Below are 19,969 nucleotides of genomic sequence, written 5' to 3' on the forward strand. Positions count from 1 at the left end.
TCTGTAAACTCATGATATACTACTTGAAACTTACGGTTTATCGGGGGGATAATTTTTGATCAATTACGATTTACTGTTGAACGATACGAACTACGAACTACTCCACCAACAAACGATTGCAAATAAAATCGACCGCTTCCAAGTGATTATCATTTACGACCGTCAACCTAACTTTTTTGATTATAATTACTTACTGAACTTCCCATCTGAAAACGTACGAAAAAAAGTGGACGCCAACCGCATTTTCCCGAGAGTGAAAAATGAGACATTCGTCGTCCGTCAGCAACACTACGATGAAAACGTGGACTTGTTTTTCAAGATGCGCGTAGATGCGAGGCGTGAACTACTCGCGAAGGCGACAGAATTCATGATCGCTAAATTTTTTAGAACCTATGAAAGTCATCTTTCACCATTGCTTGCGAATAAGCCAACACTCAAATGGGAAATTATTAATAAATTATATGATAAATACGATAAAATGCTGCGCGCACACGTCGGACTCAATGATGAGAATTCCTGGAATGTATTCAGCACATGGTATAGAACTTATTTAAAGAATTATACCGTCAACGAGTTAATCGTAAAGCATGGTTATGATATGCTGAACACTCTTGACAAAGAAGAGCTAAATGCATTATTCCTCGAAAAAATGAGCGCAAGTTTCACTTCTAACGATAGCTTTTTAAATACATTTACTTCTGATGTCAATATCTATATTGAAAAAATGGTGTCCGAAATACTCGCGAAGTTTGAATCGGAAAGAAACTCAATGGAGCAGATTAATGAATTACTCGGAGTTAGCGCACAATTTTCCATACATCAACCTACCGAAGCCACAGCAAAAACGAATAATCTGATCGTCATGAGTAATGTCGTGTATCAATTCATTACCGAAGCAATTTCTAACCAGAGATTCGTCTGTGAGTCCGATCAATGGCCGCGAGCCACTATTCAAGGCACTAGATTAGCGGGTTCACTGCAATTACTTCCGAACGAAGAAGATCAGACAGCCAGCCACATGACTCTGCTGCATAACTATGCCTGCGCCTTATCCGAAGTCGATGTCGATGTACTAGATTCGCTATGTCATTTGTATTTGGCGCAATCCCGGCAGTCGGAAGTCCAAGTAGAAATTCGGTTTGATGATCTGCTGACAATCCGTGGACTCAAACATAAACTTGGAGGAACCGGGCGAAGAGGTGGTTACGAAAAAGAACAACGTATCCAAGTTATGAAAGCGCTTTCCGTTATACAATCACTATGGCTGGAACTAGATAGCGTAGTAGTCTATGAACAAGGTAAACCCGTAAACAAGAAGATACAAGGGCGCGCGTTTCATTTCACAAATGAAGATGGAAGTCTGTTCCGATTTACTGAAGAACCACTGCCTGAGCGTTTATATGTCATGATCGGAGAAGTATTTGATCATTTTTTACTGGGATCTGCTAGACAAGTAAAACTATTACCAAATCAAGCAATCGAATTCAATCCATACCAACGTAAATGGGAGAAAAAGCTCATTCGGTATATTAGTTGGCGTTGGCGTACACAAGCACGCAAAGCAAGTTACTTGCAGTCTCATAAAATCAGTACATTGCTCGAAAAAATAGGACTACAAGCCGACTCACAAGCTCCATCACGCATTCGCGATCGTCTGGAGAAAGCTCTCGATCTACTTGAAGAAGAAGGCGTCATCACATTTTGGCAATACAATCAATGGGATGAAGACCATATGTCGAAAAAAGGATGGTTGCGTATTTGGTTAGATGCTACGATCATCATCGCACCGCCTGACGAGATTGTGAGCTATTATGAGCCAATCGAGAGAAAGAAATCCACCAAGGTGCCAAACAAATTTACTTTAATCCAAACGAAAGAAGAAATCTGCCAAAACATCGGTAGTGATTTTAAGGAATGTCGAATCACTCGTGGCCTGACACTGAAACAAGTGTCCGACGAATTGAATATTTCAACCTCCTATATAAGCAATATTGAACGAGGCGGAGCGTTGCCGTCACAAACCGTCTATAAAAAGATGAAAAATTGGTTAAACTAAGGCGGCATAATAGTAAACGTGTAAGTTAAACTCTGTTAACACAAAAAACAAAAAATATATTTCGTTAAAAAGCGAACATACAGACGCTATATAAGGTATACTAAGCAAAGCTCAGATTTTGTCGAGCTTTGCTTTTTTATGAATAAAGTGCAAATAATTAAGCATTGTATAATCTTACGAAACCTGGTTCCAAATAATCCTTGTTACATCACTTACTTCGCATCATATACATCAATAAACTATAAATATTCCACGAACAGTAATCAAGGACAGGGGATGGGGAACAGCAAGGATACTTTACGCAAAAATAACGGTTTCAGATGATTTATTAACTCACTTAGGAAAAGAAAGCAAAATCTTTTTCTCGATAACTCATTTAAGATCTGTCTAATAAAGAACGTGAGAATTGAGAGCCTGTATAAACCATATAGAGCAAGATGTTTGTTTAAGCTACGCATTATTTATAATGAATAACTGATTTGTTAAGCAGCAAGGGTGCTGAGGTTTCAATAAGCCAGGCTTCCTACGTATAAGGTTATGTACATATAAAAATTTATAGTGTATATCAGCAATTAATAAAACACGAACATATAAGCACTATAGAAGTGATAATTATCAGGTTCATATTGAAGGAAAAAACTAAACATATTGAATATTCCCGAGAAACCTGGTTCCAAATAACCCTTGTTCAATAGATAACTACTCGCACCAGACAACATGATACACCATACTTATCGCACGATAAGCAATCAAGGAAGGCGATTAGGGACCACATAAAGGACATCTACGATAAACCCATTAAGTTAATATGAGAAGTGATCAGTTAATTTTGGCAAAAGGATAACTAGCATGAAGAACGATGGATCAGCATGTTAAAAGCCCAAACAAACGACACAATGAAAAAGCTGGTTCAGTTCATCTAGTAAGATTGATTGTCGACATAATAAAACCGTATATAAAACTCAGTGAAGGAATGAAACATAACATAGTATGAACACATGAAAAAGAACAGCAAACGCGTACATATCCAAAACATTGAATGAACTGGTTAAGTAATTATAATAAGACGATAGTGAAATTCAGCAAAAAAATCGCTGATATCTCACTATCACAAGTATACTTACAAGTGAAACGTTACTTCCTATAATTTATATTATGTTCGGGGCGTTCTACGATCTATACATATTCTACTCTCCGCGTATCCTTCCCGCGCTAGCTTTCTAAGCGATTCTTATGATCTTTAGTTTTGATGTCTGTAAAATCGATATGTCCTACACTGTACTCAATGACATCGTTAATGAATAATTTATGATCTTTTGCTAGTTGCTTAACGGATTCCAATAATTCTTGGTCATACGTTGTTTTATATTGAATTCGATCTTTTGGACGCAAATTTTTGTCGTACTCAATAACTCCTGCAGCTAATACGTTCCGTAATCCATTTTCTAATAAATAATTGCTATATGTATCATGTACTTCAGATAATTCTTCTAACTGCAATAAAATCTCTTGACTGATATTCGTGCGGAATTTAATCCGTGTTTCATCTGTAGTTTGAATCATTTTACCATTTACTAATTTCCACATAATAATTTCCTCCTTAGATATGAAAAACTCGTAAATACTATATTCACGAGTTAATCTTTAGTAATCGATCGGTTTGTTGTAACGCCTGGATATTCGCAGAACCTGTTGCAAACATCGCCATGCGTAATTCTAGCTCGCGAACTTCCATTGTCTGGAAAACGCTTTCAGCTGATTTAGTAGCTTCTTCTAAAATCGCTCGACCAAAACCGACAAAATCTGCACCTAACGCGAGACATTTTGCAGCGTCGACACCTGTATGAAGTCCACCACTTGCAATTAATAAATTATCGTTCATATGAGGTGTAACTAGCTGTAGTGAGTCAGCTGTTCGAATTCCCCATTCACTGAACGCTTCAGCTGCTTGCTGTTTGATCGAAGTCGTACGATGTTTCTCTACTTGACTCCAAGACGTCCCTCCTGCTCCAGCAACATCAATAAACGACACACCGATGTCTAGAAGTTTCTTAGCAGTTTGACCATCTATTCCCCATCCAACTTCTTTAATACCGACAGGGACCGTTAATTCATTGCACAGCTTCTCAATTTTACATAATAAATTATTAAAATTCGTATTACCTTCAGGCTGAATAACTTCTTGTAAAATATTAATGTGTAAAACTAACGCATCTGCATCGGTATACTCGATAATTTGGCGACATTCGTCTGCGGAGAATCCGTAATTTAACTGTACAGCGCCTAAATTCGCAATAATGGGTACTGTTGGAGCGTATTTTCGTAATGCAAATGAAGGTCGGAATGCTTTGCTCTCGATTAAAGCACGTGTCGAACCTAATGCCAGGGCCCAGCCTCTTTGTTCCGCAGCAAGTGCTAGGTTCCGATTAATTGTTTCCGCAAAATCTGCACCACCCGTCATTGAACTGATTAAAAAGGGTGTTTTGCATGATCTATTTAAAAAATTTTGCTCTATATTGATGTCGTCAAATGATAATTCAGGTAAAGCATTATGCAGAAATTCATACTGCTCCAAACCTGTCGTAATCGCATTTCCAGTCACGTGTTCATCCAACACGATTTGAATATGCTGTGCTTTCCGGTCATTCAGTTGCTTGCCCATGATTTTAACTCCTATCTACTAGTAAACCCATTTTTATATTAGTCGGTTACTATGAATTATAGCTGTTCTATATCGATTACACAAAATATAAAAAAGCTCTGAAATGAAATCAGAGCTTTGTACGTTTTACTACATGGAAACTACATGTTTTCGCCACTTTTCATCTGTTATTTGTCCTTGATGAAGGTATATTATGCGATCACCGAGGCGTTCTGCTTCCTCAAGATCATGTGTCACAACAATGAATGGAATGTTCCACATGGCATGTAAACGTAAGAGCTCGTCTTGGCACTGCTTCCGCGTTTCTTTATCGAGTGCGGACAACGGTTCATCTAGCAGTAACACAGAAGGCTGTGTAGCCAGTGCCCTAGCTAGTGCTACACGTTGTTTTTCTCCGCCTGAAACTTGATGTGGATACTTCTGCAATAAATGTTCAATCCCTAGTACTTGAAGCAACTGGTAAATCATTTCATTGCTTTCTTTTCGTTCATTCTTCCTCACACCAAACCAAATATTCTTCTCCACTGTCATATGCGGAAATAATGCGTAGTCTTGAAATAAATAACCGATTTGCCGTTCACGAGCGGGCAACGGTTTTTCACCCGTTTCAAAAAACGTGCATTCATTTGAACGAATCAGTCCGTGATCCGGCTGTGCAAGCCCTGCAATAAAGTTCAAAATCGTTGTTTTACCAGAGCCAGATGGGCCGACTAACACTAGGATTTCATTGCGCATTGTAAAATGAATGTTCATCTCAAAATGCGCGAGTGGTTTATTGATTTCCACATGCAGCATGTCATTTCCCCCTTAGACTCAAGATTTCGTAAAACGTCTAATATTTCGCTTGCTCCACCAATTCACCCATAAAATCAAAGTAAATCCGAATGTAATGATGATGACGACCCAAAACGTCGCTCTTTCCATTTGTCCCGACTCTACGGCGAAATAAATCGCCATCGGAATGGTGTCGGTTTTACCCGGTATGTACCCTGCCAACATCAATGTTGCACCGAATTCCCCAAGGCCTCTAGCGAATGACAGAACTAATCCTGCCAGTAACCCTGGCCAAGCGAGAGGAAATACGACTGACCAGAACACACGCCATTCTGAAGCGCCCATCGTACGTGCAGCATTCGATAATCGTTCATCGAGACTTTCAAACGCGGCCGCTGCGCTTTGATACATTAAAGGAAAGGATACAACAATCGAAGCGATCACAGCGCCGATCCACGTAAAAACAATTTGGAAATCGAACCATTCGAGCAACCAACTGCCAATCCAGCCCTTTTTCCCGAATAAAATGAGTAAACCGAAGCCGACAACGGTCGGTGGTAACACGAGTGGCAATAAAAACAAAGCTTCCAATATGCTTTTTCCGAAGAAATCACGCTTTGCAAGTAAATACGCGATGAACACACCTGCTACAAAAACGAAGAAAGTGGAGATAGCAGCTACTTTCAAAGATAATAGTAAAGGTGAATAATCCATATCCAGCGCGCCTCCTCCCCCTTTACTTTACTTGAATCCAAACTTCTGCAGCGTTTCTTTTCCTTCGTCACTAGTCAAATAATCAAGAAATAGTTGCGCCGCATCCTGGTGCTTGGATTCGGCTACGACAGCGCCTGGATACACGATTTGCTCATGCCAGTCAGCATCTGCTTCTGCCAAGACTTTTACATCATCCGAAACGAATGCATCACTGGAATACACGACACCATAATCTGCGTTACCCATTTCCACATGTGTCAATACTTGACGTACGTCTGAGCCAAGAACTAATTTATCTTGCAAAGAATTCCAGAGATCCAAGCTCTCAAATGTCTCTTTCGTATAGCGGCCAACTGGCACTGATTCAGGCTCACCCATCGCCAAATGATCCATCGCTGCTGGATCTATTTCTTTAAATGAAGAAATTGTCCGATCAGAATCTTGATGTGTAATTAATACGAGTGCATTTTCAGTGAAATCTATTCTTGATTCATTGATGAGTAACCCTTTATCTTCCATGTCATTCATGTCTTTTGAACTCGCAGACAAGAACACGTCAGACGGTGCTCCGTTTTCAATAGTCTTTGCCAATTTTCCTGAACTTCCAAAGTTGTATGTAACTGTAATGCCTTCATGCGCTTTTTCAAAAGGCTCTTTTAATTCTTCTAATGCATCTGTCAAACTAGCCGCAGCGGAAATTAATAGTTCAACTGTAGGAGTCTTCTGATTAACCGACTCTGTATGTTCAGATTCATTCGTATCTGAACATCCTGCCAGAAAAACGGCTAATACAATGAATAAAATGGAATTCGTCATCCGTTTCAGTATGTATCCCTCCAGCCTTTTTGTTACTTATAATTAGATATAACTAAACATAACTAGTTATATCTAAAGTCATCATATTATGCTTTATAAAGCTTGTCAATTTTGCAATTGTGGATGATCTGTTAGAAGATAGATGTATTATTCATGGAGGGTTGAGACATGACAAATTTAGAAAATACTATTTCCTATACAACCGATGAAATCGCTCAATTATTGAAAGTATCCAAATTAACGGTGTATGACATCATTAAAAAGGGAGAAATCCGTGCTTATCGCGTAGGACGTCAAATGCGTGTCGATGCCGTAGATTTAACAGCGTATAAAGAACGACTAAAAAGCGGTGGCGAACCGGCTACAGTGTCTTCGAATTTAGAGACTCCACACATTACTACGGCAGAATCTACACATGACAACCCTATCATCATCAGTGGACAAGATTTGAGTTTGGACATCATAGCCAGTCATATAGAAGAATCAGGACTCTATCGACCGTTGCGATCATTTTCCGGTAGCTTGAACAGCTTGATCAAAATGTATCAAGGACAAGCCGACATCGTCAGCACACATTTATTCGACAGAGAAACTGGTGAGTATAATTTGCCATATATTAAACGACTGCTGACTGGACGCTCTTATATGGTCGTCAATTTACTCGGCAGAAAGGCTGGGTTGTATGTACAAAAAGGTAATCCAAAGCATTTGCAAAACTGGTCAGATCTTAGACAGTCAGGCATTCGCCTTGTGAACCGCGAGAAAGGCTCAGGAGCCCGTGTTTTGCTGGATGAACAACTACAACTCGCAGGGATTACAGCCCCTTCTATTACAGGCTATGACGACGAGGAGTTAAATCACCTGGCTGTAGCGTCACGTATCGCATCTGGTCAGGCAGATGTAGGTGTGGGAATCGAGAAAACCGCTCGATTGATCGACGTGGACTTCATCCCATTGATTCAGGAACAGTATGACTTGGTGCTGATCAAAACGGCTGAAAACGAAAAGTTGCGCGAACTTCTAGTCGAAACACTGAACTCCGCTTCGTTCAAAGAGAAATTAGCTACGATGGGTGGCTATGACTTAACAAAGACTGGGACTATTTTGTATGAGACGGTATAGGTGTAGGCACAATGAATTGTGATTTGACACGGGGTTCGCTCAATAATTCGTCTAATCGCTCTTAGTTCGTCCATCACCGCTCTATGGCCGAGGCTAACCGCTCTATCACGTTCCGTAACCGCTCATACTTTTCTTACAGCGCTCTATCAAGACTTGTATCCGCTCATTAGCCTCAGCAAACATAATTAAAAAAGCGTAACTACGTCAGTCCATCACTCAAATGAAGTCTTAAAACCCCTAAGAAGCATATCTACGAAAAAAGTAACCCACCTAGTAGACGGCGGGTTACTCTCTATCCTTCTCATAATATTCTTCAAGCGAATCTGCCTCATAATACATCTCTTCCTGCGTCTCAAAACGGTTATATCGTAACGTGAACAAATAAAATACATGAGCCGCAACCACTTTTAGCAACGCATAGGCAGGAATCCCGAGGATCACCCCAGCGACACCGAATAGCGAGCCGGCCGTCAATAAAACAAAGATAATGGTAATTGGATGGATATGCAGTGATTTCCCCATGATCTGAGGCGAAATAAATTTCCCTTCGATCACTTGTACAATCGTCCACACAATCGCCAACTTCACGAGCATGAATGGCGACGTCACCATCGCAATAATAGCTGCAGGTGTGATCGCAATCACGGGTCCAAGATAGGGCACAATACTCGTGAACATCGCAAGAACCCCGAGCAACAATGCATACTTCATTTTAATAATTAGGAAGCCAATCGATACCATGATCCCAATCGCAATTGCCACTAAAATTTGCCCCTGTATATACGCACTGATTTGTCTATCCGCATCGCGGAAGATGATCGCTGCATCGTCACGTAAACGTGGTGGCAACATACGCAAAATCGTTTGTGGTAACTTTTCACCGTCCTTCAGTAAATAAAACAGAATGAGCGGAACGGTGACAATGCTTAAGATAATTCCAGTAAGTGCGGAAACGAATGATGTTACGCCTGAAGCGATCCCGCCTATCGTTTCCGTGAAGAATTTGCCGATGCTTTCAAAACCGGAGTCAAGGAACCTATTGACGTTAAAGTTGAATCCTTGATAAATCGGAGCAAAAATAGAGTTCTTGAAAAAATTATCCATGTCCAAAATCAACTGTTTGAAATACTGAGGAAATTCATCAAATAAATTAATCGTCTGCAAACGCAGGAACGGTAACACTAAGAAAATCACTAATGTTAGTAAACCAGCAGTTGCTAATAAGAGGATCAAAATCCCATAAACGCGTGGTATGCGTAAACGTTCTTCTAAAAAACGAAGAATCGGCCGCATTAAGTAGTATAAAATGGTCGCGAGCACTACTGGCAAAACGACAGTTGAGAAAAATACTTTAATCGGATAGAAAATAAATGAAACTTGAGTGAAGACCAAGATGATCAACCCAATGAACAATAAACAAAGCAGGACAAACAATGTAGATTGACCACCGAGAAATCCGACAATAGGTGATGTCGATGGAATAGACCAGAAATCTCGTAAAGAAGACTTTTTTGGTGGCTGCCTCAACGTTTCACTCCCCCTTTATTCGATCCGTTACGGTGTGGCTAAAAATGAACGGATCGCTTCTCTGTTTTTATCTAAATCAATATCGATTACAGATCCTGCATGGCTGTATGAAGTAAAGGAGTAACTGCCCTCAACTGGAATACGTAATGTCTGCAGATCCAATTTACGTTTTGCGATAACTGTCAGCACTTTGGTTAGCTCGTCTTTCGTCGTGAGATCTGTTTCAATGAAGTTATCAAGTGCACCGGCTACTTTTGGAGCTTGCAAAACAGTCGACACGCTAAATAGCTCGTCCTTTACGGCTTGAATCACTTCCTGCTGGCGGTTGACTCGACCGAAGTCGCCTTCATCATCTGCGCGGAATCGTGCATAACCGAGTAACTCCTTACCGTTCAACCGTTGGACGCCAGGTTTTAGTGTCACACCGATTTTCTCAGACATTTCATTCTGTACATTCATTTCGAGACCTTTTGGAAACGCAATATCCATTATGGATTCGAAATTATCAAAATCGACGACTGCATAGTGATGGATTGGGAGATTGAACATCCCTGAAATCGTTTCTTTCGCTGTTTGGACTCCGCCTAAGTAGTACGCGGTATTAAGCTTGTACGACTGGTATCCTGGAATTTGTGCGTAAATATCTCGCATAAATGAAATTAAATGTGCAGTGCCAGCAGTTTGATCCCAAGACAGGACCATCATGGTGTCTGTGCGATACTTTCCAGAACCATCATTGTCTATGCCGAGCAATAAATAATTTTCCGTCGTCGGATCTTGTGGATTCAGCAAATCGCCTTGAAACTCTCCTGGATCAATTTTACTACCTGCCGTCAAAGCTTTACCTTGTTTATATTGAAAGTAACTATACGCTGAGATCGTTACCGTGAAAAGCAATAGTAGGGTGATAAAAACTCTGCCAACGCGTAATTTACGCTTCTTTTTTCTACGTTGTGGCTGTTGTTCGTCGAAGTGTTCGTCCATGTGGCATTCATTCCTCCATTATCCGTATGTATCCTGTTAATCAGGACGTTTCTGTTCACAAGGGGTTGCGTCCAGTTACGAGCTTTGCTTGGCGGACCGACCGATTTGCAAAGCTAGCACTAGCATAGCCACAAATAAAACAAGAAATACGAACAATGTCACGTAATGATTTTCTGTATAGTCGTATAAGGAAGCGATCAGTAACGGCAGAATCCCTCCGATAATGAAACCACCTGTCTGCATCATCGCAGTCCAGGAATTCGTTTCTTCGGCAGTATCTGTCGCGTCCATCGGCATCAACAAGCAGATCGGGAATAATCCACCAAGCGGAACCCCCATGACGAGAACGCCAATGGCAAACCACAGTGGATCAGCTGTCCACATTAATCCAATCGACACAATACCGAGAGCCAAGATACCAACAAGTGCTGGTGTTCTACTCGCAAACTTCTGCAAAACAATAGGAAATCCAATATTCATGAAGATTTGCACGATTGTCATCCCACTGAGCAATGTCCCTGCTTGAAGAAGCGTCATGCCGTTCGATACCGCAATAGGAACGAGATAGGTCAATACGGAGAAGAATAATGCGGTCTGTAAACCAAAAAAGAGTAGGAAGCTCCATGCCTGTTTACTGCGCCAAGGATCCCTGCCCTTTCGCACAGTTTGCTCTGTCACTTGCTTCACTTCAATTGGATGCGTAGCAGTGATAGCCCACGCTATGATACCGAGAACCGCAATGACCGCCCAAACAGCAAGTGCTAAAGAATAGGACTGATTTTTTTCATAAAAGACACCTGTCAACCCCGTACTCAGCGTCGCCCCCATTCCCATGCCGAATGAATAAATTCCGACGACTACAGCGACATGCAGCGGGAAATATTGTTTGATCAATGCGGATAATAACGGCCCAATGACAGCAATCGCCACACCTGCAATGAAAGCTGTCAATAATAAAACACTAAACGAAGTGACAGAAAACCGCATGCCCGTTGAAACGGCAAGTAACACTAACATCAAGTACATAGTTTTATTCAAGCCGAATGCTTTATTCAGTATCGGTGCCAGCATCGCGAAGACGCCCATGCAAATAACCGGAATAACGGTTAGGAGACTGACTTGAATGTTCGATAACAACAAATCATCACGGATAATGTCGAGCATCGGACCGATGGACGTAATTGCCGGACGTAAGTTGAGCGCGACTATAAAAATCGCAAGTAATAATAGAACTTGGGTCGTTTTAGAGCGCAATACAAAGACTCCTTTAATATATGATACTTATATAACATCTATCCTCATTATATCGTAAAACGAATTTGTAAACAGTACTAGTTCAAACATTCCATTTCACGTAATTTTCATGTATACTAGGAACATTGTGAAATTAGGAGGATATTATCTATGTTAGCAGTTAGTAATTTAAGTCTTCGCTTCGGCGACCGCAAGCTATTCGAAGACGTCAATATACAGTTCAATCCAGGCAATTGCTATGGATTAATTGGAGCGAACGGCGCTGGTAAATCAACATTTGTTAAAATTGTTTCAGGTGAACTTGAACCCCAAACAGGTAATGTGATTCTCGGGAAAGATGAGCGTTTGGCTGTCCTGAAGCAGAACCACTTCGAGTATGAAGAATTCGTAGTAATGGATCTAGTCATCATGGGTCATAAAGAGCTATATGAAGTCATGAAAGAAAAAGACGCGATTTATATGAAGGAAGACTTCTCTGACGAAGACGGCATGCGTGCAGCTGAACTTGAAGGCGAATTCGCAGAGATGAACGGATGGGAAGCAGAATCTGAAGCTTCTGTACTCCTCCAAGGTCTTGGCGTTCCTGAAAGTATGCATCACGCTACAATGGCAGAGCTTGACGGATCAAGCAAAGTTAAAGTATTGCTTGCACAAGCGTTGTTCGGCAAACCAGACGTACTACTACTAGATGAGCCAACAAACAACTTGGATCTCAAAGCAATCCAGTGGCTTGAAGAATTCTTGATCAACTTTGAAAACACTGTCGTAGTCGTTTCTCACGACCGTCATTTCTTGAATAAGGTATGTACACATATCGCCGATCTCGACTTTGGTAAAATCCAGATCTACGCGGGTAACTATGACTTCTGGTACGAGTCAAGTCAATTGGCTTTGAAACTATCCCAAGAATCAAATAAGAAAAAAGAAGAAAAAGTAAAAGAATTACAAGCATTTATCGCACGTTTCAGTGCCAACGCATCAAAATCCAAACAAGCAACGTCTCGTAAAAAGACATTGGATAAAATCGAGTTGGATGATATCAAGCCTTCTTCACGCCGTTATCCATTCGTGAACTTTACAATTGGCCGCGAAATCGGTAACGATGTCTTGACGATCAAAGACGTCACAAAAACAGTCGACGGCAAAACATTTATCAAAGATGCAACCTTTACACTCAATAAAGAGGACAAAGTTGTATTAATCGGTAATCCACTTGCAAAATCTGCTTTACTAGATATGTTAGCTGAAGAAACTGAACCCGATACAGGAGTAATTAAATGGGGCGTGACAACAACTCGTGCCTACTTCCCTATGGATAACTCGAAGTATTTCGAAGGGTCTGAGCCGACGTTAGTCGATTGGCTTCGTCAATACTCTCCTGAAGATGAAACGGAAACATTCTTGCGTGGCTTCCTTGGGCGTATGTTGTTCTCAGGTGAAGAAGTCAAGAAAAAGCCGAACGTCTTATCAGGTGGAGAAAAAGTTCGCTGTATGTTATCGAAAATGATGCTAACAAGCGCAAACGTTCTGTTGCTTGACGAGCCAACAAACCACTTGGACTTGGAATCTATCCAAGCACTTAACAACGGATTGATCGCGTTCAAGGGCGCTATGATCTTCACATCTCATGACCATCAGTTCATCCAAACCATTGCTAATCGTGTAATCGAAATCAATGATGATGGAACAATCTTTGATAAGATGATGACGTACGATGAGTATTTGGAATGGAAAGGTCAAAAAGCTTAATTGGTAGTTGATATAGCAACTCCCTTAGAAGGAAAAACTTCTAAGGGAGTTTTTGCGTTTGATACGAAGAAGTGATAAATTTACATGACGTATAGAAGCCATTGTGTTGTGTTCACTATCATATTAAACCACTAAAACAATAGTCCTCCCTACTTCACATATTATTGTCTCTTTCGCGAATAATTATCTTGTAGTGCTCTGTTCAGTAAGGAAATGGATCGATCAATCTCGAACTTTATAGTATCTTTATAGGCCTTCACTTTCTCCTGATCTCCTATACGGTAGATATAAAGTGTCTGCATCTCCGTCCCCTGCTTGTGGATTGGATGTCTGACAATCAGTCCATCGTTGAGTAAATCATGGAGAGACTTGTACACTTCAGACTTAGTTGGACGGTAACCGAGGTCCCTAAAATGATCTTGAAGGTCATCTAACATCTGTAAACCATACAAATTCCCTTCCTCTGCCTTGTTGAGCATATAGAGCTTCAAAAAAGCTCTCTGTCGAATTACAAAAGTACTCTTCACTGATCTTCCCCTCCTTGATTGCTGTACGTGCGATATATATAGTATACCAAATTATGAGATGCGAGTATTATTATAGCATATAGGGATTAATTGGAACCAGGTTTCGTTAGAACTATATAATATGTTTATAGATGGTTTTATTTGTATATTTGTAAATTAATCATATATTTTGAGATTTGATTGTTTTATTCGTGTTTTTTTGCCAAAATGGTTTTTAGGTTAAAAATCATGTAGTGTAAAGGTTTTTTTAGTGTTCCACTACACTATTAAAGTATTTGCTGAGCCGTTTACCCTGCTCTATTTTTTATTTTTCTGCGAATAGATTTCATTATTGAGGGAATAACACAAAGTAAAGGAGGTTTTCGTTTTGAAACGCAATCTATCGTTTCTACTGTTTGCACTGCTTCTCGTGCTCGCTGGATGCTCAAACAAGCCTACTACGTCGATTGACGGTAAGACTGACTCATCGGAAACGAATCAAAATGGAACGGACGTTGACAAGTCACAACAGCAAAATGGGAACGAGGATGCCAATTTAACCGACGTATCTCTCTTGGATTACTTTCTTCCGGACGGTTCCACCGCACATTATAAAGGTGTCGGTAATGAATTTGCTGAGCTAGACATCACGGTTGCAAGACCTGCGCAAGATTATGTCGTGATACACGAAAACAACGGTGGTGCTTTCGTTCAAAAAGTGTATAAAGTCAATGGAGATGAAATTCAAGTATTGCAAGAGGAACATATCGAATTGGATGCTGGAATTCCGACGACAGCTGAGCTAGAGTCTATGAGTCCGATCCGGACGTATTTGAAAGGTCCTATAGAAGTAGGAACAACATTTGATGACTGGAAGATTGTCGAGATGAATGCCTCAGTGGAAACACCTTATCAACAATTTGAAGATGCGGTCGTAATTGAACAGGCTGGAAAAGATTTTGTGAACAGGATCTATCTCGTGAAGGATTTCGGAGAAGTTAAACGTGAATCGGTAATGTCGATGGAAGGCGAAGAAGATTTCGTCGTCACATCTAGCTTAGAAACGGTGACTCAACCTTAATTTTTGGCAAACAAAAAGGCGCCACAATGGGCGCCTTTTAAAGTGGTTTAGATTTTAACAACGTTAGCTGCTTGTAGACCACGGTTACCTTCGACTACTTCAAATTCAACCTGCTGACCTTCGTCAAGAGATTTGAATCCTTCGCCTTGGATTGCAGAGAAGTGTACAAAGATGTCTTCTTCTCCATCAACTTCGATAAAACCGAAGCCCTTTTCTGAGTTAAACCATTTCACTGTACCTTGTTTCATTCGATTACCTCCAAAAAAATATAAATACTTTAATACACGAACCTTAGCATACAAAAAAATTCACGTATTACAAAAGTTGCCGACGTCGCCGATCCCTTTTGTAATAGGTGAATCACTTAGCATACGGTCGTTCGATTGATTTACTTACGTCTAGTATAACATATTGGGCTTCTTTGTCAATTGAATACACACATTTTTACAGAATGTTCTTACGATATGTTTGGTTCCCCGTCTAACAACACAATGATGCCGTGATACAACTGCAAATCTCCCTCACAGCCTTCGCAATAGTGTTTTTCTGAAGTGGACCAAAACGCATGGAAACAACCTTTACGAACTTCATAGTGTTCGAAATACGGTTCCATCTTCCCGATTACTTCTTTAATATATGATTCTGCGTCGATTTTATTCGTAAATGTTTTGGACGAGACACTGTAGTCTCTCCACTCTTCAAACATCCACCACGGCTCAAAGTCCGCCTTTATGTATACTACTTCATACATTCAGTAAGCACCCCTTTATCTTTCGCTATGTAGGAATGATATCCATTCTAGCAAATTCATCTCGCTTATCAAAGTAAATGGATTCATGTGACGTAATATATGAGTTTTCGGCTAATTTCAGTTATAATTAGTATAGGCTCCAGTAACCTTACTATCTACACGATAAATGAAACCTTTTCGCTGTTAATCCGTAAGTATTATATAGAGTCAGAATGGAAGGCGGCCTGAACGATCATGAATAATATAAAAAACTTCTTCACACGACATGTAATTATGGCTCCGACTAGTTTCCTGACATGGGTTCTCCTAATAGGCGGTACTAGCATGAACTTCTTCATAAGCTCCGCGATTGGGATCGCACTGTATGCAGGAGGCAACGTAGCCATTAAAGAACTCCAGTTACGCTCGACACTGAAACAATTTGGAATGGCGCGCTCTGAATATAAGCATATAGAACAACAACTGAATGAAGCTAAACGGAAGCTAAAACAACTCGGAAGTATGTACGGACAAGTTCGTTCAATACAGGCATTCAGACAAGTATATGATATGTCTTCGATGGCTCGACGCATCATTAAGATCGTCCAGTCCAATCCAAGAAAGTTCTATCAAGTCGAAAGCTTTTTCTATGCACATCTTGATTCCGCCGTTGAGTTAACTTCAAAGTATAGCCTGCTCGTTAATCAACCATTAAAAGACCAAGAGATTAAAGTCGCGTTACAACATACACGCGAAACATTATCCGATTTAAGCCTCGAAATGGAACGAGATTTACGAAACGCCGTATCAACTGATTTGGAAAAGCTTCGCATGGAAATTGATTACGTCGATATTACACTTAAAAGAGACAAACCGATGCTTGAATCGAAAGGAGAACATTCTAATGACAGATAAACATGTACTACAAGAAAAATCAATGGACGACCTGCTCGACAACCCATTCGATATGGATGCAAGCTTGCTTCCGAAAGAGATGGAGAATTCGCTGTCAGACACAGCAGCACCCGCTAAACTGATTGACCGATTGACGCCTGAAGAACAAGACAAAGCAAGACAACTGGCTTCACAAATTCCTGTTGGTAATTACGAAGCTGTCATTTCTTACGGTGCTAATGCACAAAATGAACTATCCAACTTCTCTCACAAAATGCTCGATCATGTACAAAGCAAAGACATTGGTCCTGTCGGTGAGGTACTGAACGAATTAATGGCTAAACTATCCGAAATTGATACAGATGATCTCTCGGATAAAAAGAAATCAGGTCTTAGTCGTTTATTTAACAAAGCTACTCGTCCAATTAAAGAGATTATGACTAAATACGAAAAACTCGGCACACAAGTTGACAAAATAAGCGTTCAACTAGAGCACTCCAAGCGCGGTTTAATGGATGATGTCCGTATGTTAGATAACTTATATGAACAAAATAAAACCTATTTCCAAGCACTGAACGTCTATATTGCAGCTGCGGAATTAAAGATTGAGGAAATCAATAATACCATCATTCCTGAATTGCATAAAAAAGCACAGCAATCGGACGATCAGATGATGATCCAAGAAGTCAACGACATGGCCCAATTCGTTGACCGTTTAGAAAAACGTCTATACGACTTGCAACTGTCACGTCAAATCACGATTCAGAGTGCGCCACAAATCCGTATGATCCAGCAAACGAACCAAACGTTAGCGGAGAAAATCCAGGCATCCATCATGACAGCGATTCCCCTTTGGAAGAACCAAATCGCGATTGCTCTGACGTTAAATCGTCAACAAAAGGCTGTGGAGTCACAAAAGCTTGTCACGAAGACTACAAACGACTTGCTACTGCGTAACTCCGAGATGTTGAAAGTAAATAGTATTGAAACCGCTAAAGAGAACGAAAAAGGTATTATTGAAATCGATACGTTGAAAACGACACAAGAAAACTTGATCCAAACGATCGAAGAAACCTTGCTGATCCAAGCAGATGGCCGTGAGAAACGCAAAGCTGCCGAGACCGAAATCGCCAGAATGGAACAAGACCTCAAAACACGTTTACTCGCTGTGTATGAAGAGTCACAAAACCGTCCCTCATAAGAGAGACGGTTTTTTTTGTTGTGTTGGTTCAGGTTGTAGGGCTAGTTCGACAGAGATGCAGGCTGCGAGCATTGAGCGGTTACAGTCTGCGATAGAGCGGTTAGCGTTATCATATGAGCGGATAAGGCATCTGATAGAGCAGCTACTAGTTGCTATAGAGCACGTAGAACGTCATTATGAGCTGATACAGACTTCGATAGAGCGGTTGTCCGGTATCATAGAGCGCTTCACGGTGAGTATAGAGCGAATAGAGATAAACTATGAGCGATTTAGCCGAATGAATGAGCGAAACCTCATAGCCCTCACCAGTTTATTCACATACAAAGTAAAAAAGACGATTCAATTAAGAATCGTCTCAAAAAACTACTATCTATTCACAAGCAATCATTCAAAATACGTTTTATAATACCCGCCGACCTTGCCCGAATTGTCTACTACAAAAATAAACTCATCGGTTTCGTTCTTCACCTCATATGACTTCCCTACTGTTAGCATATTGCTAACAAAAAACTTCGCTGCATCGGTATGCGTGCACGTCACTGTCTTCAACGAAGGTTCGTCCAACCATTGTAAATATGACATATAATCTCTCCTTCAGTAAATAAAAACGACCCGCTGATTAGCGGGTCGCTTGGTTTGTGTTAATTAAGAACCTAGTAGAAGGTCTTCAGGGTTTTCAAGCAACTCTTTAACCATCTTCAAGAATCCAACTGAATCTTTACCATCAATTACACGGTGATCGTAAGAAAGTGCAACATACATCATCGGACGAATTTCGATGTTGTCACCAACAGCTACTGGACGCTTCTGAATTGTATGCATACCCAAGATTCCTACTTGTGTACCGTTAAGGATTGGAGTAGACAATAGTGAACCGAATACTCCACCGTTTGTAATTGTGAATGAACCGCCTGTCATATCAGCCATTGTCAATTTGTTATCGCGAGCTTTTTTCGCTAGTTCTCCGATAGATGCTTCGATTTCAGCAAAGCTCTTACGGTCTGCGTCTACTACGTTTGGTACAACTAGTCCACCTTCAGTAGATACTGCGATACCGATATCGAAGTAGTTCTTCAATAGAATTTCATCGCCATCGATTTCAGCGTTAACATATGGATATTTTTTCAATGCAGCAACGACTGCTTTCGTGAAGAATGACATGAAACCTAGACGTACATCGTTTTGCTCGAAGAACTGATCTTTTTTGCGTGAACGAAGTTCCATCATTTTTGACATATCAATTTCATTGAATGTAGTCAACATTGCTGTAGATTGTCTTACTTCAAGCAAACGCTTAGCGATTGTTTGACGACGACGAGTCATTTTCTGACGTGTAATACGGCCGTCATCTTTTGCTTCTGCTTTAGCAGCTGGTGCCGCAGGAGCTTTAGGTGCTGGCGCGTTGTTGTGAGCAGATACGTCTTGTGCGCGTACGCGACCCATTGGATCAACAGGTGATACGTCTGCAAGATTGATACCTTTTTCACGAGCAAGCTTGCGTGCTGCCGGGCTTGCAATCGTGCGGTCTGAAGAAGATGTTTCCTCTGCTACAGCTGCTGCTGGAGCCGGAGTTTCTTCTTTTTGTGCTGGTGCCGGTGCTGCAGCTTCAGTTGCTTGTGGAGCTTGCTGTGCCGGTGCACCTGAACCTTCGCCTACAATCGCGATGACTTGGCCAACTTCAACTGTGTCGCCTTCTGCAGCCAATAGTTCAGACACAACGCCTGCTTCTTCCGAAATAACTTCGACGTTTACTTTATCTGTTTCCAATTCAACGATGAATTCACCTTTATCCACGTTTTCACCGGGTTGTTTTAACCATTTTGCAATTGTACCTTCTGTAATTGATTCTGCTAGTTCAGGTACTCTGATCTCTGCCACAATAAATTCCTCCTCGTAGGT

19 protein-coding genes are annotated in these 19,969 nt (G+C 40.8%); 6 read left to right on the forward strand and 13 right to left on the reverse strand.

What is annotated here, in order from left to right; all coding sequences use genetic code 11:
• Nucleotides 1-55 precede the first annotated feature (55 nt).
• Complete coding sequence (locus tag SporoP17a_RS00940) at nt 56-2,056, forward strand: helix-turn-helix domain-containing protein (RefSeq protein ID WP_083031070.1); 2,001 nt, start codon at nt 56-58, stop codon at nt 2,054-2,056.
• A gap of 1,212 nt (nt 2,057-3,268) precedes the next feature.
• Here the strand turns inward: SporoP17a_RS00940 and SporoP17a_RS00945 are convergent.
• The 5 genes from SporoP17a_RS00945 to modA all read right to left on the reverse strand — a co-directional run bounded on the left by SporoP17a_RS00945 (nt 3,269) and on the right by modA (nt 7,022).
• Nucleotides 3,269-3,643: an rRNA methyltransferase gene (locus SporoP17a_RS00945; RefSeq protein WP_083031073.1), complete on the reverse strand. Its 375-nt coding sequence runs from the start codon at nt 3,641-3,643 to the stop codon at nt 3,269-3,271.
• A gap of 43 nt (nt 3,644-3,686) precedes the next feature.
• A complete protein-coding gene (gene fni / locus SporoP17a_RS00950) occupies nt 3,687-4,718 on the reverse strand; it encodes a type 2 isopentenyl-diphosphate Delta-isomerase (RefSeq protein ID WP_083031076.1) in 1,032 nt (343 codons plus the stop codon).
• 129 nt (nt 4,719-4,847) lie between these two features.
• Nucleotides 4,848-5,513, reverse strand: coding sequence for an ABC transporter ATP-binding protein (locus SporoP17a_RS00955; protein ID WP_083031079.1), 666 nt, complete (start codon nt 5,511-5,513; stop codon nt 4,848-4,850).
• Between the two features lie 18 nt (nt 5,514-5,531).
• Nucleotides 5,532-6,206: a molybdate ABC transporter permease subunit gene (gene modB, locus SporoP17a_RS00960; RefSeq protein ID WP_083031082.1), complete on the reverse strand. Its 675-nt coding sequence runs from the start codon at nt 6,204-6,206 to the stop codon at nt 5,532-5,534.
• 27 nt (nt 6,207-6,233) lie between these two features.
• Nucleotides 6,234-7,022: a molybdate ABC transporter substrate-binding protein gene (gene modA, locus SporoP17a_RS00965; protein WP_156890501.1), complete on the reverse strand. Its 789-nt coding sequence runs from the start codon at nt 7,020-7,022 to the stop codon at nt 6,234-6,236.
• A gap of 168 nt (nt 7,023-7,190) precedes the next feature.
• Between modA and SporoP17a_RS00970 the strand changes: the two genes are divergently transcribed.
• Nucleotides 7,191-8,144 carry a substrate-binding domain-containing protein gene (locus SporoP17a_RS00970; RefSeq protein WP_083031088.1) on the forward strand — a complete coding sequence of 318 codons (954 nt, stop codon included), beginning with the start codon at nt 7,191-7,193 and terminating at the stop codon, nt 8,142-8,144.
• 285 nt (nt 8,145-8,429) lie between these two features.
• Here the strand turns inward: SporoP17a_RS00970 and SporoP17a_RS00975 are convergent, their stop codons facing one another.
• The 3 genes from SporoP17a_RS00975 to SporoP17a_RS00985 form a co-directional block, all read right to left on the reverse strand.
• Nucleotides 8,430-9,671, reverse strand: coding sequence for an AI-2E family transporter (locus SporoP17a_RS00975; RefSeq protein ID WP_099637796.1), 1,242 nt, complete (start codon nt 9,669-9,671; stop codon nt 8,430-8,432).
• A gap of 27 nt (nt 9,672-9,698) precedes the next feature.
• On the reverse strand, nt 9,699-10,655 hold the full coding sequence (locus tag SporoP17a_RS00980; protein WP_083031091.1) for an LCP family protein: 957 nt from the start codon (nt 10,653-10,655) through the stop codon (nt 9,699-9,701).
• A 75-nt stretch (nt 10,656-10,730) separates the two neighbouring features.
• Nucleotides 10,731-11,909 (reverse strand): MFS transporter, encoded by a 1,179-nt coding sequence (locus tag SporoP17a_RS00985; protein WP_083031094.1) that lies wholly within the window; start codon nt 11,907-11,909, stop codon nt 10,731-10,733.
• Between the two features lie 150 nt (nt 11,910-12,059).
• Here SporoP17a_RS00985 and SporoP17a_RS00990 point away from each other — a divergent pair, with 150 nt between their 5' ends.
• On the forward strand, nt 12,060-13,658 hold the full coding sequence (locus SporoP17a_RS00990; protein ID WP_083031097.1) for an ABC-F family ATP-binding cassette domain-containing protein: 1,599 nt from the start codon (nt 12,060-12,062) through the stop codon (nt 13,656-13,658).
• Between the two features lie 161 nt (nt 13,659-13,819).
• On the opposite strand, the gene SporoP17a_RS00995 is transcribed toward SporoP17a_RS00990, so the two are convergent.
• On the reverse strand, nt 13,820-14,185 hold the full coding sequence (locus SporoP17a_RS00995) for a helix-turn-helix domain-containing protein (protein WP_233193472.1): 366 nt from the start codon (nt 14,183-14,185) through the stop codon (nt 13,820-13,822).
• 367 nt (nt 14,186-14,552) lie between these two features.
• On the opposite strand from SporoP17a_RS00995, the gene SporoP17a_RS01000 reads away from it, so the two are divergent.
• Nucleotides 14,553-15,245, forward strand: coding sequence for a hypothetical protein (locus SporoP17a_RS01000; protein WP_083031100.1), 693 nt, complete (start codon nt 14,553-14,555; stop codon nt 15,243-15,245).
• A gap of 47 nt (nt 15,246-15,292) precedes the next feature.
• Here SporoP17a_RS01000 and SporoP17a_RS01005 read toward each other — a convergent pair whose 3' ends face one another.
• Entirely contained in the window at nt 15,293-15,493 is a 201-nt protein-coding gene (locus SporoP17a_RS01005) for a cold-shock protein (protein WP_029053827.1), read from the reverse strand.
• A gap of 209 nt (nt 15,494-15,702) precedes the next feature.
• Nucleotides 15,703-15,996, reverse strand: a complete 294-nt coding sequence (locus SporoP17a_RS01010) for a DUF1033 family protein (RefSeq protein ID WP_083031102.1) — start codon at nt 15,994-15,996, stop codon at nt 15,703-15,705.
• Nucleotides 15,997-16,230: 234 nt separating this feature from the next.
• Between SporoP17a_RS01010 and SporoP17a_RS01015 the strand changes: the two genes are divergently transcribed.
• Nucleotides 16,231-16,890: a 5-bromo-4-chloroindolyl phosphate hydrolysis family protein gene (locus SporoP17a_RS01015; RefSeq protein WP_083031105.1), complete on the forward strand. Its 660-nt coding sequence runs from the start codon at nt 16,231-16,233 to the stop codon at nt 16,888-16,890.
• Complete coding sequence (locus tag SporoP17a_RS01020) at nt 16,880-18,070, forward strand: toxic anion resistance protein (RefSeq protein WP_083031108.1); 1,191 nt, start codon at nt 16,880-16,882, stop codon at nt 18,068-18,070. Before SporoP17a_RS01015 ends, SporoP17a_RS01020 begins: the two co-directional genes overlap by 11 nt.
• Nucleotides 18,071-18,454: 384 nt before the next feature.
• Here the strand turns inward: SporoP17a_RS01020 and SporoP17a_RS01025 are convergent, their stop codons facing one another.
• A complete protein-coding gene (locus tag SporoP17a_RS01025; RefSeq protein ID WP_083031111.1) occupies nt 18,455-18,652 on the reverse strand; it encodes a DUF6501 family protein in 198 nt (65 codons plus the stop codon).
• 63 nt (nt 18,653-18,715) lie between these two features.
• Nucleotides 18,716-19,948: a 2-oxoglutarate dehydrogenase complex dihydrolipoyllysine-residue succinyltransferase gene (gene odhB, locus SporoP17a_RS01030; protein WP_083031113.1), complete on the reverse strand. Its 1,233-nt coding sequence runs from the start codon at nt 19,946-19,948 to the stop codon at nt 18,716-18,718.
• Nucleotides 19,949-19,969: the final 21 nt, after the last annotated feature.

Source organism: Sporosarcina ureae (genome assembly GCF_002082015.1).
Taxonomy (GTDB): domain Bacteria; phylum Bacillota; class Bacilli; order Bacillales_A; family Planococcaceae; genus Sporosarcina; species Sporosarcina ureae_A.

Coding starts and splice junctions, on each gene's coding strand:
- SporoP17a_RS00980 (WP_083031091.1), bottom strand. CDS start 10,655: ATGGACGAACACTTCGACGAACAACAGCCACAACGTAGAAAAAAGAAG.
- SporoP17a_RS01025 (WP_083031111.1), bottom strand. CDS start 18,652: ATGTCATATTTACAATGGTTGGACGAACCTTCGTTGAAGACAGTGACG.
- SporoP17a_RS00970 (WP_083031088.1), top strand. CDS start 7,191: ATGACAAATTTAGAAAATACTATTTCCTATACAACCGATGAAATCGCT.
- SporoP17a_RS01020 (WP_083031108.1), top strand. CDS start 16,880: ATGACAGATAAACATGTACTACAAGAAAAATCAATGGACGACCTGCTC.
- SporoP17a_RS01015 (WP_083031105.1), top strand. CDS start 16,231: ATGAATAATATAAAAAACTTCTTCACACGACATGTAATTATGGCTCCG.
- SporoP17a_RS01010 (WP_083031102.1), bottom strand. CDS start 15,996: ATGTATGAAGTAGTATACATAAAGGCGGACTTTGAGCCGTGGTGGATG.
- SporoP17a_RS00955 (WP_083031079.1), bottom strand. CDS start 5,513: ATGCTGCATGTGGAAATCAATAAACCACTCGCGCATTTTGAGATGAAC.
- SporoP17a_RS00945 (WP_083031073.1), bottom strand. CDS start 3,643: ATGTGGAAATTAGTAAATGGTAAAATGATTCAAACTACAGATGAAACA.
- modB (WP_083031082.1), bottom strand. CDS start 6,206: ATGGATTATTCACCTTTACTATTATCTTTGAAAGTAGCTGCTATCTCC.
- SporoP17a_RS00990 (WP_083031097.1), top strand. CDS start 12,060: ATGTTAGCAGTTAGTAATTTAAGTCTTCGCTTCGGCGACCGCAAGCTA.
- fni (WP_083031076.1), bottom strand. CDS start 4,718: ATGGGCAAGCAACTGAATGACCGGAAAGCACAGCATATTCAAATCGTG.
- modA (WP_156890501.1), bottom strand. CDS start 7,022: ATGACGAATTCCATTTTATTCATTGTATTAGCCGTTTTTCTGGCAGGA.
- SporoP17a_RS01005 (WP_029053827.1), bottom strand. CDS start 15,493: ATGAAACAAGGTACAGTGAAATGGTTTAACTCAGAAAAGGGCTTCGGT.